This window comes from Marinifilum sp. JC120 (assembly GCA_004923195.1).
Classification (GTDB): domain Bacteria; phylum Desulfobacterota; class Desulfovibrionia; order Desulfovibrionales; family Desulfovibrionaceae; genus Maridesulfovibrio.
In genome coordinates, this window is the sequence record RDSB01000013.1 from 85,010 (window position 1) to 100,531 (window position 15,522).

The 15,522-nt window shown below is 46.7% G+C and carries 14 protein-coding genes; 6 read left to right on the forward strand and 8 right to left on the reverse strand.

Annotated elements, in window-relative coordinates; genetic code table 11:
- Positions 1-108: 108 nt before the first annotated feature.
- The gene (locus D0S45_13595; protein ID TIH14090.1) at positions 109-1,581 is read right to left on the reverse strand and encodes a sigma-54-dependent Fis family transcriptional regulator; all 1,473 of its coding nucleotides are present in this window, start codon (positions 1,579-1,581) and stop codon (positions 109-111) included.
- Positions 1,574-4,234 (reverse strand): response regulator, encoded by a 2,661-nt coding sequence (locus D0S45_13600; GenBank protein TIH14091.1) that lies wholly within the window; start codon positions 4,232-4,234, stop codon positions 1,574-1,576. The genes D0S45_13595 and D0S45_13600 overlap by 8 nt, the downstream gene beginning before the upstream one ends.
- A 182-nt stretch (positions 4,235-4,416) precedes the next feature.
- On the opposite strand from D0S45_13600, the gene D0S45_13605 reads away from it, so the two are divergent.
- Positions 4,417-5,439: an esterase-like activity of phytase family protein gene (locus D0S45_13605; GenBank protein TIH14092.1), complete on the forward strand. Its 1,023-nt coding sequence runs from the start codon at positions 4,417-4,419 to the stop codon at positions 5,437-5,439.
- Positions 5,440-5,651: 212 nt separating this feature from the next.
- On the forward strand, positions 5,652-5,831 hold the full coding sequence (locus tag D0S45_13610) for a hypothetical protein (protein ID TIH14093.1): 180 nt from the start codon (positions 5,652-5,654) through the stop codon (positions 5,829-5,831).
- A gap of 161 nt (positions 5,832-5,992) precedes the next feature.
- Here D0S45_13610 and D0S45_13615 read toward each other — a convergent pair whose 3' ends face one another.
- A complete protein-coding gene (locus tag D0S45_13615) occupies positions 5,993-6,379 on the reverse strand; it encodes a DUF3568 domain-containing protein (GenBank protein TIH14094.1) in 387 nt (128 codons plus the stop codon).
- 427 nt (positions 6,380-6,806) lie between these two features.
- On the opposite strand from D0S45_13615, the gene D0S45_13620 reads away from it, so the two are divergent.
- The 4 genes from D0S45_13620 (at position 6,807) to D0S45_13635 (ending at position 10,629) form a co-directional block, all read left to right on the forward strand.
- Entirely contained in the window at positions 6,807-8,090 is a 1,284-nt protein-coding gene (locus D0S45_13620; protein TIH14095.1) for a hypothetical protein, read from the forward strand.
- A 134-nt stretch (positions 8,091-8,224) separates the two neighbouring features.
- Positions 8,225-9,025, forward strand: coding sequence for a DUF3100 domain-containing protein (locus D0S45_13625; protein ID TIH14096.1), 801 nt, complete (start codon positions 8,225-8,227; stop codon positions 9,023-9,025).
- A complete protein-coding gene (locus D0S45_13630) occupies positions 9,025-9,483 on the forward strand; it encodes a hypothetical protein (GenBank protein TIH14097.1) in 459 nt (152 codons plus the stop codon). Before D0S45_13625 ends, D0S45_13630 begins: the two co-directional genes overlap by 1 nt.
- Positions 9,484-10,629, forward strand: coding sequence for an amidohydrolase (locus tag D0S45_13635; GenBank protein ID TIH14098.1), 1,146 nt, complete (start codon positions 9,484-9,486; stop codon positions 10,627-10,629).
- A 51-nt stretch (positions 10,630-10,680) separates the two neighbouring features.
- Here D0S45_13635 and D0S45_13640 read toward each other — a convergent pair whose 3' ends face one another.
- The 5 genes from D0S45_13640 to dnaJ form a co-directional block, all read right to left on the reverse strand.
- Positions 10,681-11,076 carry a response regulator gene (locus D0S45_13640; protein TIH14099.1) on the reverse strand — a complete coding sequence of 132 codons (396 nt, stop codon included), beginning with the start codon at positions 11,074-11,076 and terminating at the stop codon, positions 10,681-10,683.
- A 234-nt stretch (positions 11,077-11,310) separates the two neighbouring features.
- Positions 11,311-13,017: a pyridine nucleotide-disulfide oxidoreductase gene (locus tag D0S45_13645; GenBank protein TIH14100.1), complete on the reverse strand. Its 1,707-nt coding sequence runs from the start codon at positions 13,015-13,017 to the stop codon at positions 11,311-11,313.
- A 210-nt stretch (positions 13,018-13,227) separates the two neighbouring features.
- The gene (locus D0S45_13650; protein ID TIH14101.1) at positions 13,228-13,725 is read right to left on the reverse strand and encodes a hypothetical protein; all 498 of its coding nucleotides are present in this window, start codon (positions 13,723-13,725) and stop codon (positions 13,228-13,230) included.
- A gap of 200 nt (positions 13,726-13,925) precedes the next feature.
- Positions 13,926-14,402, reverse strand: coding sequence for a cyclic pyranopterin monophosphate synthase MoaC (gene moaC / locus D0S45_13655; protein TIH14102.1), 477 nt, complete (start codon positions 14,400-14,402; stop codon positions 13,926-13,928).
- A gap of 1 nt (position 14,403) precedes the next feature.
- Entirely contained in the window at positions 14,404-15,522 is a 1,119-nt protein-coding gene (gene dnaJ / locus D0S45_13660) for a molecular chaperone DnaJ (GenBank protein TIH14103.1), read from the reverse strand.

Below are 15,522 nucleotides of genomic sequence, written 5' to 3' on the forward strand. Positions count from 1 at the left end.
AAAAGCCTTGTCCTCAAAAAAAGACAAGGCTTAGTCTTAAAAACCAGACTGAACACTTATTCAATGATTATATAGTGACGCACATTTCACATCAAGCACTCACTTACGTTAATCATTTATTCCATGTTTCTTCAGCAATGCATAAAAATGTGAACGTGAAAGACCTGATATTTTAAGGATTGTAGCTGTTTCTCCGGCATATCTAAGCAGCAGTTCTTCAAGATATTTCTTCTCAGCCATGCCCTTAAAAATTTTAAGAGGAGGCAACTCTCCGGTGAGGATATTCGACACAGTATTGTCAAAGACTGAATTGCGGTTCAACTCAGGAGTGTCTTTTTTTTCAGACACTGAATTGGCTACAGATTCAGTTGGAATATCCTTCAAAGAGACACTTCCGCTTTTCTTGAGATTATACTTAGCCAATTTAATACGCAGGTTATCAGAAAGGTGCATTGCGTAAATGGTATTTCCAGACCCTGAAGCCACAAAAGCCTGCTCAACTATATTAAACAACTGCCGCACGTTACCGGGCCAATCGTAGTTCTCGAGCACTTCATAAAAATCAGAACTGGCAACCTTGGGCGGAACACCGTACTGCAAGCTGAGCCGTGAGAGATGAAAAGCAGTCAGTTCGCGAATATCCCCTTCTCTAGCTCGCAATGGCGGCAGATGAATGTGGATAGTCTGAATACGGTAAAGGAGATCCTGCCTGAACTCACCACGAGCGACCATGGATTCAAGGTCACGGTTGGTTGCGGCGATAAGCCTGAAATCACTTTTAAATTCTTTATTCTCACCCACCGGGCGATAAGTACGCTCCTGCAAAACCCTAAGAAAAGACTTCTGCACCGAGATCGGCATCTCCCCTACCTCATCAAGAAACAAGGTCCCTTTATCAGCCAGCGGAATAAGTCCCTTGCGGTCGGCCTGTGCTCCGGTAAAAGAACCGCGTTTGTGCCCGAAAAGAGTGCTCTCCACCAACGTCTCGGTCAAAGAGGCACAGTCGACCACCACAAAATTATTCACAGAACGTCTAGAATTCTCGTGAATGGTCTGGGCGAAAAGTTCCTTACCGGTCCCGGTCTCACCGTTGACAAGTACGTTGGCATCTGAACCGGATGCATGGGCAACCAGATCATAACAATCTTTTATTTCAGTACTTTTCCCAACAATATTATCAAGAATCAAAGCCACGCATTGAGCTTTGTTCTGTTTCTCATTGTGAAATTCAAGTGCGCGACGCATGGAAAGTGTTATCTGCTTCACTGACGATGGCTTAACCAAAAAATCCCAGGCCCCGCCCTGAATAGCCAGTTCCGCTCCATCTGCATCACCCTTCCCGGTCAGGATGATCACTTCAGGGCTACCGGAGGAATCCTTAACCTGCTGCAAATAATCGAGACCATTACCATCAGGTAATGAAATATCTAAAAAGACAAGATCAAAGTCAGAGCCCTGAACCTTGGAAAGACCGTTCCGCAGATTGTAAGCACTGACAGACTCATGCCCGGTTCGGGCAATAAGACTCTCAATTGTTTCACAGACCTGCACATCATCGTCTATAATCAGAATTCTACCCATCTATGTTCTCCGTCGAAGACAGAACTTCTCGAATCGCGTCAGCTATCGTTATTTTATTATAAGGCTTCATCAAAACTTTCCTGACACTCTTAACATCATATTCAACATCGGCCACGTAACTAAGCACATTGCGCCTGCCGGAAACAACCAGAATAGGCAAGTCCGGGGCCACATCCTGAACCATGCGGGCCAGCTCTAGCCCGTTAGTATGCGGCATATCGTAGTCGGTTATCATCAAATCAAATCGTCCGGGCTCGTCAACAATCAAGTTAAACGCTTTCTCCGGGGAAGCAAGAGGCGTGACCATATAGCCGAGACTTTCCAGAATACGGGGCGTGGTCTCCAACTGATCCTCATCATCCTCAACAAAAAGGATATTCTCCTGACCCATGGGCAGTGCCCCGTAAATCTTGCGAGCAGTATCACGCAGCTGCCCTTGTACCGGAAGGAAAATCTCAAAACAGGTCCTCACTTCCGGGGTACTGCTCACTGAAATTCCGCCGCCATGACCTTTAATCAAGCCATGTACAACAGCCAAGCCCAGTCCGGTACCTTCGGCTTTGCCTTTGGTGGTAAAGAATGGATCGAAAATTTTATCAAGTATTTCAACAGGTATTCCCGGACCATTATCCGCAATTTCCAGTCTTAAATAGATACCGGGAGCCACACGCATGAACTGGGCCTGCTCATCCTCGACTTCAACAGTGGTCAGAGTTACATCTATGCTTCCGCCCCTACCCTTCAAAGAATGGAAAGAGTTTGTACACAGGTTCATGATAACCTGATGGATCTGGGTCGGGTCGGCCATAACATGCGGCGCGCCTTCCGGAACATTGGCTGATACTCGAATATTCCGCGGCAGGGAAGCCTTAATAAAATCCACGGTTTCCTTCACAACTTCGCCGATATCAGTGGCCTTAAATCCCTCCTGCGATGGGCGGCTGAAAGTCAGGATCTGCTTGACCACCCGGCTACCACGCTGGGCTGCCTTGATGGCCCGGTCAAGATCCTTCCAAGTGATGGTCCCTTTCTCAATATCACTTAAGGCAAGTTCCACCGAATTCATAATAGAAGTAAGGATATTGTTGAAATCGTGGGCAATTCCACCTGCAAGCGTCCCGATAGCCTCCATCTTCTGAGACTGAAGAAGCTGTTTCTCAAGGTTGACCTTACGGGTTACGTCTTCGGCGGTGGAAAGGGTTCCCACAACCTCCCCTTTTTCATTGTAAAGGGGCACCTTGTTTATCTCCAGCCAGACCGGGTCGTCACCTTCACGGATCAGGGACCAGTTAATCCCCATACGCGGTTTACCGGACTGGAGCACCTTCTTATCCCAGACCGCGGCCTGCTCCGCAAACCTTCGGTGAACCTCAACCTCCGAGTCAGTCAAGCCCACCAATGCCCATGGCGAACCAAGCCCGAAAAAGTCAGTAAAAGAATGGTTGGCACCCAAATAGCGCTGTTTCTTATCTTTCCAGCAAATCAAAAGCGGGATGGTATCCATGAGGATTTCCTGAAAAGAAAGCTGGGCTTTGATACGTTTTTCCACTTTACGCCGCTGCAAAATAGAAATGACCAGCATGACCAAAATCATACTCAATCCGAGAATAGAAACGATGATGGTCCAGAAAACCTGTTTATCCAGTTTGTAAAAATAATCCGGTTCGTTAATTATAACGCTGTCTTCAGGAAGCAAATCACTGCTGAGATTGAACCGCTCCAGCACGTTATAATCAAACATGTAATATTCGTTGGTGGCTTTGACCACCCTCTGCTTCGGCATTTCTCCGGTCTTGAGTACATGCAGTGCCATCTCCGCGGCCTTGCGGCCCTGATCATTACCGGAGAGCAGCTTACCGCCTACAATGCCATGCCCAAGCAGAAATTCCCAAACACTGAAAATCATCACCGGAGAATTCTGATAAATTATATTGAGTACTTCTTCCGAAGATAAGAGTTCGCCATGTGCACCTTTGTAAAAAGGGGTAAAAAGCAGGACCTCGTTCTTAGTCATAGTCCGTGAATTAGCCAGCAAATCCACCAGCGGCATGTCATTCCAATATTCGAAATTCAAAATACCTTTAAACAGCGGCTCCACTTTTCTGATCTGTTCCCTGATGGCACGCGAAGTAACAGACTGGTCACCGACTACAACGACCTTGTCCACATTGGGATTAATATTAAGGGCAAGATCGATATTATCCTTGATATCCGGATTCTCCAGAACCCCGCAATAGTTATCCAAACCTTTGATCAATTCAGGGCGGAAGTCATTAATTCCGCAAAAAATTACAGGCACACCGGGAAAGAAAGTATCCCGGTAGCGAAGCATGAAATTAAGGGCGTTATTATCAGATACAACAATGGCTGAAAATTTATACTTCTGATATTTAAAGACATAGTAGGAATGCAGGATTTCCATGAAATCCATTTCCTTAAATCGCTTTGTATCCATGTATTCAATATGCAGGTCAATATTCAGCCCGCTTTTTGAAAAAGATTTGCGCACACCATCCAGTATATCATCAGACCACCTATAGCCGTTCTGATAAGAATTAAGGTAAAGGACATTGCGCTTCTCACTTTCAGCCAGAGCTACAGAAGATAAAAATATGCTTATAATTAGAAAGGTTATAGTGAATATCTGTTTCACTTTCCATGTTCTCCGGTTAATATACTTAAATGCAGGGGTGAAGCCGGGATATTATCAAATGTTCTCCCTCAGAGGCTTCCCTGTCCAGCTTTTACAATATACAAGAAACGTACCGTAATGAGTATAATTTCACGTCATCTGCATATGTTATAATTCAAAAACTTCCAATTCTGGAGAAAAAAATGAAAAAAATCATTATCTTCATTCTCATCCTGTGCAGCACCCCCCTTACACTGCTTTTCGGAGCTTCAAGTAAACTGGACAATCCGGCCCAGCCGCAAATTAATCCGGTTCAAGTTACTCTTGTAAGTGAATTGGAAGGCCCACAGGCAAATGAAGCTGTAGATTTATCACAAATAAAACTTAAATATCGTGGTACCCTGCTCCTGAACAGCCCGCATCCGGCTTTCGGGGGCTTTTCCGATCTGCTGGTCAGCAAAGACCGCAAAACCTTTCTAGCTGTATCTGATATGGGGTTCTGGCTGAAAGGCTCATTACTTTACAAGCCTGACGGCTCTTTAAAAGCGGCTCGAAACAAAGCTGAATTAGGGCAATTGCTCAACACCAAGGGCAAAACCTTTACCGTTAAGTATGATGCTGATGCCGAAGCCCTATGCCGTGCTCCGGGGTCCGGCTATCTTGTGGCCTTTGAACGGGTCCACCTTATTAACCGTTACCATACAGATAAAAAGCTAGATCTCTCCGGAAAAGCAACCGCCCTGCCTCTGACGAAACAACTGAAAAATTCACCCTTGAACGGTGGCATTGAAACCATGCTCCTGCTCCCGGATAATACTCTTTTCGCACTCACCGAAGGGGATGATTCAGCAGGCCCGCTTTCCGAAGCCGCGCTGCTAAAAGAAGGCAAATGGGTCAGCTTTAAATACCAACGCAACTCCAGCTACCGTCCGACCTCAGCAGGCAACCTTAACGGCAACAAAATCCTTATTTTAGAGCGTCGGTATGACGGCCCCGGAACGTTGGGAATACGCTTTAGCACCATTAAAAAAACAGATCTGAAAGAAGGGGCTATACTTAAGCCTGAATTGTTTTGTGAAATAGATCTCCCCATTCCCCGCGATAATTATGAGGGTATGGACATTATTTCAGACCCGAACGGCAGACAATGGATTTACATCATTTCGGATGATAATTTCTCTCCGCTTCAACGGACCTTATTAAGTTTATTCGAGCTGAACAATTGACCTCGAATTAATCGTTATATTCTATATCCCTAGGCACGCGGTTACAATTTTAAATTATTTATTTCAACTAGTTACAACTAAAATAAAATACACAAACAATTCAAGAGGATCGGATTTTTATCCATTTATTTTGCTCTTAACCGTTGTTTTGTTTGTCGACAGAGGTTATCTTCTTAATAGGTATAAATTATATTTAACCAATGGAGAAAGCCATGAAACAAAGCAAGCACCCGGAAAAGAAGCCCAAAATCACGGCCTGCCCAATCATGAAACTCAAGGACAAAAACGATCTGTTCATGATCTCAAATGACAACTGGAATACCCAAGACAGCCGTACCTTCATTATGAATGCGGATTTCCGCCAGATGGATTCAGCAAGAGACAATAAATAAATTGTCTTTAACCGTCTTCCCGCCTCTTCTCAAAAAACAGACACAATCACATTGGCCGCCCCCCCCTTTGAAACTAATCCTTAAAGGGGGGATGAAGGCAAAAGAAAAGCACCCTGCCCGTTGGGCAGGATGCTAAAAGATATACTAGTTTCTAAAAGCAGTTAGAAATTTTTGTTGATTGCAGCAAGAATTCTTCGGGAAGCATTCTCATCGCCAAGGATACCGTACCTTACGGTCACTTCAGTTACCTTTGTAGACACATAGGTAAAATCAATAGAGACATCTTTATCAACATCAACAGCCTTTATGGAAGCATCGCTGAGTCTTTTCTTTTTCTCTTTCACCTTTAAACCAAGGCTCTGACAGCCCTTAAGCGCAGCCTGATATGTACTGCCCAGATCGGCATTAAATTTCTGTTTAGCCTGACCGGTCACATAAACATAGGTGCCACCTGCTGCCGCTCCGCCAAGAACGATAGCTGCACACCCCGAAAGGGCCACGCACATGGAAAAAACAAGGCAGAGTGCTAAAATTCTATTCTTAAGCATAATGAAACTCCTTGGCATAAGCATTTGCTAACTTAGTTATCCTCTCACCTGAAACGGGTCAACACCTCCCTGCTTAAAAAGTGATCACACATAAAATTATGTTCCGCCAACGGGAGCACTCACACTTATTCTCATTTCATTTTCTGGAGATTAAAAACTATTTCATTACGAAATACGAAATCTCGATTCACAAATAATAACCAACAACAATTTCACCCCCTTCTAAGTCACGCAAAACAGCCATCTACCCGCACAATAATTGCTATTCTGCAAAATCATCAACTACTCACTTGCTTGACAGATAAATCTCTTACAGGCAGATTAGCCTTGTTTTGGGCATATTTGTGACATGTCCAAAATTCAAAATAGACTCAAACACTGCGTAAAACGCAATAAATTTATCATAAAGTAATCTTCAGGTGTTAGCATGAAAATCGGCTGCATAGGACCTTCCGACTCCATCAGGCTTGTTAAAGAAGTCACCGCCAGATGCTGCCCGGATATCACTCTGCTCACCTATATCAGAGAGCGGGCCGAAGACTCATGGGAAGTACTTGAACAGTGCCAGCGTGAAACCAGCGGAACTCTCTTTACCGGTATTGCGGTACAGGAAGGAGCCAAGGCCAGAGGGACTATAACCAACCCCTACGAGCACATCCAGCGCGGAGGATACAGTCTGCTGCGGGTCCTCTCGGAAATGAACCGCAAGGGCATAAAGTCCGGCAGACTCAGTATCGACGTAGTCAATGATGACATTTTGGTGGAAGTTGTACGCGAATTCGGTGTTGAACTCGAAAACATTCACTCCATGCCCTTTGCCCTGCACCTGAGCGAACAGGAATATTTCGACCGCCATGTGGGGCTTTACGAATCCGGCAAAGTTGAGGCCATCGCCACCGGATTCGGATACGTATACACCGAATTGAAAAAACTGGGATTGCCGGTCTTCAGGCTTTACGCCAGCACCTTGCAGATCAGAGATTCGCTGACCCGGTTGACCGGGAGAATCAAAAACCTGAGTCTCCGCTCTGCCGGAATAGCCATTCAGCTCATCAAATTGAAATCCATCACCCGCAGTTCCATCAACCAGTATGACGATATGAAAAACGGCGGCAGGTTCTACCTTGAACTCCTCGAATATGTCCGGACCATTCAGGGCAGCCTCTTCAATTTCGGAACTGAGGAATACGTAATTTTCGCCACCCGCGGACTGATCGACAGCTCACCGCACCGGGATCATTTTGAAAGACTGCTCAGCTGGGGACGTGAGCGCAATATAATTTTTTCTTCCGGCATCGGTATCGGGGCCACCGCTTTTGAGGCTGAGAAATCAGCCCGCAAAGCTCTGGATAACGCCGCAAAACTCGACAAAGGAGGCCTTTTTGTTGTCGAGGGCACCCAGATACGCGGCCCCATCGGTGAGGAAGATGAGCTGGAGTACAGCACCCATGTCGTTGATGACAGGTTGCTTGAAATGTCGAAAAAAATAGGCATCAGCCCCAGCTATCTGGATAAAATCAGATCCCTTATGGACAAAGCCCGCAAGGATACTTTTGATTCATCAGACTTTGCTGCCTGCCTCGGAATAGGTGAGCGCAGTGCACGCAGGGTACTGAAAAAGTTTCTCGACAGCGGTTTTGCCGAAATCCACGGCAGGGAAGTGGCTAATCAGGTAGGTCGTCCTAAAAAGATGGTCCGCTTGTTGATTTAAGGGAGTCTGTTTTTTTGGCGGAATTTCGGACATATTTGTGTCGTGTCCGAAACACAATTATGGTCTTGCCTGAAAAGGCATTTTGTTCAACAACTTTCCGGCTGCCCATGCAGCCAACTTCAGTGGAGTGTTTTATGAATGAAGCTGTGAAAAATGTAAAATTGCACCTTGTGGTTCTGGCCCTAGTTGTAGTTTCAGAACTCATAGGAATTATGACTTTCAAAGTAGGACCGGGCAAACTGGTTCTGCTGCCCATGCTTTACGCCATGTTCATGGGTATCTTCCTCGGCCCCAAATTCTTAAAGATCGTCAAGCAAAAGGATATGGTTCAGGCCAGTACTCTCGTAAGCCTGACCCTGCTCCTGCTCATGGCCCGTTACGGCACCCTTGTCGGTCCTAAATTCTATGAAATCCTTAAAGCCGGTCCCGCTCTGGTTCTTCAGGAATTCGGTAACATCGCGACACTGCTATTAGGTATTCCCATTGCCATGTACCTCGGCCTGAAACGCGAAACCATCGGAGCAGCCCACTCCATCGCACGTGAGCCTAACGTAGCCCTCATCGGCGATATTTACGGCCTCGATTCCGCTGAAGGGCGCGGCGTTATGGGCGTATATATCTGCGGAACCGTTTTCGGCACCATCTTCTTTGGGCTGATGGCTTCTTTTCTCGCAGCCTTTGAAATCTTCCATCCCTACGCACTGGCCATGGCATCCGGCGTGGGTAGCGCAAGTATGATGACCGCATCCGTGGGTAGTCTCAGTGCCGCATACCCGGCAATGGCTGAGCAGATTCAGGCTTTCGGCGTGGCAAGTAACACCCTGTCCGGAATTGACGGCGTATACATGTCCCTCATTCTGGCCCTGCCCATGTCCAACAAGCTTTACAACTACATCTACAAACTCAAGTACAAAACTGCTCCGGAGGCCGCGTAATGACTAAACAGCAAAACCTTATCGAATCAATTGCCGTTCTCATTCTCGTGAGCGTCATGGTTCTTATCGGTAACCATGTAGGCTTCAACAACAACATAGTGGAAGCCCTGCCCGGCATGGGCATCCTGCTTCTGCTCTGCGTTGCAGGTGTAGCCACCAATATGTTTGTATTTAAAAAAATTCCCTCTGTGCTCTTCGTCATCACTTACGGCGTAATTGTCAGCCTTCCGGGATTCCCCCTGTCCGAAACTGTTAACGCATACGTGGCCAAAGTTCATTTTCTGGCTCTGACCACTCCCATCCTCGCTTATGCAGGTGTAGCTATCGGTAAGGATCTCGACACTTTCAAAAAAAGCGGCTGGCGCATCGTTATCGTAAGTCTCTTCGTAATGATCTCCACTTACATCGGTTCTGCCGCCATCGCGCAGGGCGTGCTGAAATTCATGGGAGACATCTAGATGGCTTTGAATTCCGAAGTTCTAGCCCTTCTTGATGAAATGAAGGAGATCCGCCGGAATATCCATCGCCACCCAGAAGTGGGTCTTGATACGGTGGAAACCGCAAAGCTGATCAAGTCCAAGCTTGATGAATACGACATCCCCCATTCCGACTGCGGTGTTAATTCAGTTGTGGCTGAAGTAAAAGGTGGTGACGGTGACACCACTGTGGCCTTCAGGGTGGACTTCGACGCTCTGGAGATGTGCGAAGAAAACGACTTTGCCCACAAATCTCAGGTGGAAGGCAAGATGCACGCCTGCGGTCATGACGGTCACTGCACCTCTTTGATCGCCCTTGCTGCCTATCTCTCCAAGCACCGTGATTTTAATGGCACAGTGCTGCTTCTTTTCCAGTCCGGGGAAGAAGGATACGAGGGCGCGCTCAAGGTGATCGAAGACGGTTTCTTTGATAAATACAAAGTGGATTACATGTTCGGTTTCCATAACTGGCCCGGACTTGAAACCGGAAAGATTGCCGTCCACAACGGGGCCTGCATGGCTTCCGAGGACCGCTTTGAAATCCATGTAACCGGGAAAAGCGGGCATGCTTCCATGCCTCACGTGAGCAACGAACCCTTTGCCGCAGTAGCGGATATCATTAAAGGCTTGCAGTCCATTATAGTGCGCAAAGTGCCTTCCCATGAACGCGGTGTGATATCCATCACACAGGTTCATGGCGGCAGCATGCGCAACGGCATTCCCGACCGCGTAATGGTTCAGGGTAATGTACGGACCTGCAACGAAAAGGTTCAGGATCTTATTGAGGAATCAATAGGACAGGTGGCAAAAGGTGTAGCAACCATGTACGGAGTTGAAGCGGAGCTTGATTATGTCCGCAAACACCCGGTACTGGTCAACTCAGTGCCTGAGATAGGCTTGAAAGCCGCCGAAAAGGTAGTGGGTACTGAAAACGTAGTCACTGACATGAAATCTTCCATGGCTGCGGAAGACTACGCCTTCTTCATGAAACACACCAAGGGCTGCTATGTCTGGATCGGTAACGGTTCCGACTCCGCTGCCCTGCACAACAGTAGATATGATTTCAACGATGAAATCCTGCCTGTTGCAGCAAGTTTCTTCATATCCGTTATTGACGAGCTTTTATAAAAAAAACGGGGCCTTTTAAAAAAGGTCCCGTTTTCAGACTCATCAAAAAAATTAAAGTATACTATTCTCACGCAGCTCATTCATGACCTGCACCTTATTGAAAGGCTTTACTATATAACAGCTGGCGTATCCCTTGAAAAAGGCCTGACTGACATTTTTCGTATCCTTCAGGGAAGTAATCATGACCAACTTAAACTCGTCTGGACCGTCGATTTTCAATTCCTTCTCCAGATCACGCAACTGCTTGGTTGCTTCGTGGCCGTCCATTTCGGGCATAAGAATATCCATGAACACCGTATCGAACGGGTCATTATCTTCATAAGCCTTTTTGTACTGTTCAATGGCATCAGTTCCGCTGAACACTGCTTCACAGCGAGCATACGGTGATAGCAATTTACTCAGGTACATGTGGACGGTTTCGTCATCGTCAATTATTAGAAACCTCATATCCCCTCACTTGGCACAAGATAATAGTTAAATATAGTTCAAGACCTACATTTTGTTTAACTTCTATATTATACAATAAAATAAATAAAAAACCATAGCAACGTCAAATTCAAAAAAATACTTCCGCATCCCCAAAAAATAACACAATGACTGCAAGCTTAATTACCTATTGATATCAAACGAAAAAACGCCGCCTTTCAAGAAAGACGGCGTTTCAATAAATCTTAGGAAAACCTAAATATCAACGCCGTAGGCCTTGATAACAGCCATTCCACCCTGAGTGTTATGAACTTCTTCAAATCCAAGGGCATCCAGCATAATCTGAGCTTCGTAGGAACGTCCACCAGTATTGCAGACCAACACCAGCTTTTTATCCTTGGGCAGCTCTTCGTACCTTCTGGGAATCTCACCCTGCGGAATATTGTGCCAGTGTTCGGGATACTTTTCGAGAAAAGGCTCGGCATCGGCTTTTTCACGAACATCAAGGAAGCAGTATTCACCGCTTTCACGATCAGCCCAGTACTGAGCAAAAGTATCAGGACCATGACCATGGTTCATTCCGGCTACTGCGTTATCAGCCATATTGGCAATGGCATTGAGAACGTCCATAGCTGATGCAAACGGCGGAGAGTAGGCAACCTCGAGATTACTGACATCTTCGATCTTAGGCTGAAATTTCATGATTGCAGCCACAGAATTGATACGCCCCACAAGAGCGTCACCACCAGCGGAGATACCCTGAATACCGAGAACACGACGGGTAGCCTTGTCCACGACCATTTCAAGAGTCATCATATCCTTTTCAGGATAAAAATGAGCACGGTCAGCCATAATCAGCATAACACTGATAGCATCAAATCCAGCCTGCTGCGCTGCGCCAAGACTCATTCCGGTACCGGACATGGCCCGCTCGAAAATCTTCACACACCAGGAACCCGCTGCCGCAGGGAAAGTCTCTTTACGTCCGGCAAGGTTTCCGCCGATTACACGGCCCTGTCTGTTAGCCATAGACCCCATGGGCAAAAACAATGGAGAGTCATCAACAGCATTCTTGATAATTGCGCAGTCACCGCCGGAAAAAATCAGAGGATCGGAAGTACGCATTCCTTCATCGACCATAATGCCGCCGCGTTCGCTGCACTCAAGGCCGCATTCACGGGCCAACTGGTCATTGGGAATAACACCTGCGGAAATAATTACGATATCAGCTTCAACTTCTCCGTCGGAGGTAATTACACGCTCAACTTTGCCGTCGCCTTCGATCTTGGAAACAGTTTGACCGAGTTTAAAGGAAACGCCCTCATCTTCCATGTGTTTCTGGCCCATCTTTGCCAGCACAGGGCTGCACATACGGGGCAGAATCTGGTCAAAAATTTCGACAACAGTGGTTTCAATGCCCCACATGTCGGAAAAAGCTTCAGCCATTTCAAGGCCGATAAAACCGGCACCGACAACTACAGCCTTGCCGTACTGGCCCTTGGTGATACCTTCCTTAATTTTTTCAGCGTCATGCATATTGCCGACATAGAAAACATTATCAAGATCTTCACCGGGCAAACCAAGCTTGCGCGGAGTGGCGCCGGTCCCAATAACGAGCTTATCGTAATCAAGTACGCTTTCTTCGCCGGTTTTCAGGTTCTTTATCTGAACCTGCTTGTTCTCACGGTCAATCTTGGTGGCCTCTGTGGAAGAAAGCACTTCCACGCCTTTGATATCGTTAAAAAACGGCTCGTCCCTAACCATATGAAAAGCAGTGGTGCGAAGCTGGTTGGCCTCGGACACATCACCGGAAACATAGTAAGGAATACCGCAACCGCCGTAAGAGAAAATTTCGTCTCTATCGATAAGTGTTACGCGGGCGTCCTGTCTGATTCTTTTGAAACGGCAGGCCGCCTTGGGCCCAAGTGCCACAGCACCGATGACAACTACATGTTCTGACATGAACTGAACCTCTGTTTTGAGATTTACATAACTACTGAATAGCATCCTAAGCAGTAGGGGAATTGTCTTTGGTTTACGAACTAATCATTTTAAAGAATAAACGCAAGTAGCATAGACACAAAACAACGAAGCCGCCCCTGCCAAAATCTTACAAGATCTCCGCAGAAACGGCTTAAACCTGATCAGCTCTAAATCGTTTAAAACCACAAATTATGTGCGATCAATATCACCAACAAAATTCTCCAAAAAATCTGCAAGCTTTTCAATTTTTTCCATTGAAAGGACAGGCACCTCATCAGCAAGGTTTTCTACTTTTTCCAGTTCAACATTGATAGCCTTATGTACGGTGAAAGATTCGATCTCAGAATCATCAGCAATTCTTCCACAGCCACCTACAATACCTATAAATTCACCGTCGACAATCACCGGAGTACAGACCTTGACCATCCCGGCATCACACTCTTCAATGACGGTCTTTCCGGAATTACGGGCCAATTGAGCCATGTGCTGGTGGGCCACAGAACAGATAGCCTGAATGCCTTCAGGATGAGATTTTATTTCAGCACACAGCGGGTTAACAAAATTATTATAACCGGTAAAAGTCATCCCATCGGCGTTGTAAACACTCGCATTGAAACCCCATTCCTCATGAACTTTTTTTTCCAGAGCATTCCATTCTTCCTTAGACAACAAATCAGTCATAAGCATAATCAACCCCTTATTTTAGTAGGTTTATGATAAATTTTATATTTACCGTATTCCAAAACCAATGTTCAAGCAAGGGGGGCGCGGCAGGACGGACACTACCTCCTGCGCAAAGACATTTGGAATTAATTTATAATCCATAAAAAAAGACCGCAATATCTCGAAGGATATTGCGGTCTGCTTTTGATTATAAAATCTAAAGTTTACTCTGCCCTGAAAGTCCCGGACTTGCCGCCTTCTTTGTAGACGAGTCGTACGTCGGAAATAATTACGTCCTTCTGTACGGCCTTGCACATGTCGTAAATAGTAGCGCATGCGACCTGAACGGCCACGAGAGCTTCCATTTCGACCCCGGTTTTACCGGTACAGCGCGCTTCGCCTTCCACCTCGATGGTCAGTTCGGCTTCGTTGACTGCAAAACGCACATCAACATAGCTGAGAGCAATGGGATGACAGAGCGGGATAAGACGATGAGTTTCCTTGGCCCCCATGATACCTGCGATCTTGGCGGAAGCAAGGGCGTCCCCTTTGGGCAAAGCCTGCTTCTGCAACAGATTGAAGGTTTCCTCATTGAGGATGACCCTTCCTTTGGCAATGGCAGTGCGCTTGGTATCGGCTTTGGCAGCCACGTCCACCATTACGGCATTGCCTTCGGCATCAATGTGGGAAAACTCACTCATGCTACTCACCCATCACTTTATCTTTTGCTTTTTTGAAAAGCTTTTTAACTTTCTTCATGGGCTTCTCTTCATCAAGGGCTTCGAATTCCCTAAGAAGCTCTTCCTGTTTACCGTTCAAGCTGGTCGGAGTTACGACCTTTACTTCAACCAGCAGGTCGCCCTTATGGGAACTGCCGAGATAAGGAAGGCCGAGTCCGCGAAGCTGAAAAACTTCGCCGCTCTGAGTTCCCTTTGGAATGTCCATCTCAATAGGTTCATCCAAAGTAGGAACTTCAAGCTTGTACCCCAATGCGGCCTGAACAAAGCTAATTTCGGTGCTCAGGACAAGATCTTGTCCCTGACGCCTGAAGACCTTGTCCGGCTCCACAGTAATGACCACATAAAGATCACCGTGGGGACCGCCGTTCATTCCGGCTTCCCCCTCTCCGCGCAGACGCAGGCGGGAACCGTTGTCCACACCGGCCGGGATGCGCACATTCAGATCTTTCTGTTTGCGCACATAACCTGCCCCATGGCACTCAGAACAGGGATTGGTGATGACCTTACCGCGTCCGTTACAAGAAGGACAGGGAACAGAAATGCGGAAAAATCCCTGAGTCTGCTCAACAGCCCCCCTGCCGCCGCAATGGGAGCAGGTTTCAGGAGAAGTTCCGGGAGCGGAACCACTGCCGGAACAGGTTTCACAGGTATCGGTAACCGGGAGATTCAGCTCAATCTCAGTACCCTTGGCCGCTTCACGAAAAGAAACGGTCAAATTGTACCTGAGATCGGAACCGGCTTGCATACGGCTTCCGCCACGTCCGCTGCCGAATCCGAAGATATCGCCAAAAATATCGCCGAAAGCTCCAAAGATATCCTCGGAAGACTGGAATCCCCCGAATCCGCCGTTCATCCCGTTCATGCCTTCATGGCCGAAGCGGTCGTAACGACTCCTTTTTTCAGGGTCCCGCAGAACATCATAAGCTTCCGCAGCTTCCTTGAATTTCTCTTCAGCTTCCGCATTACCCGGATTACGGTCAGGGTGAAATTCCATGGCCTTCTTACGATAGGACCTTTTAATTTCCCCTTCCTGGGATTCACGGGAAACTTCTAATACTTCATAATAACAACGTTTTGTCAT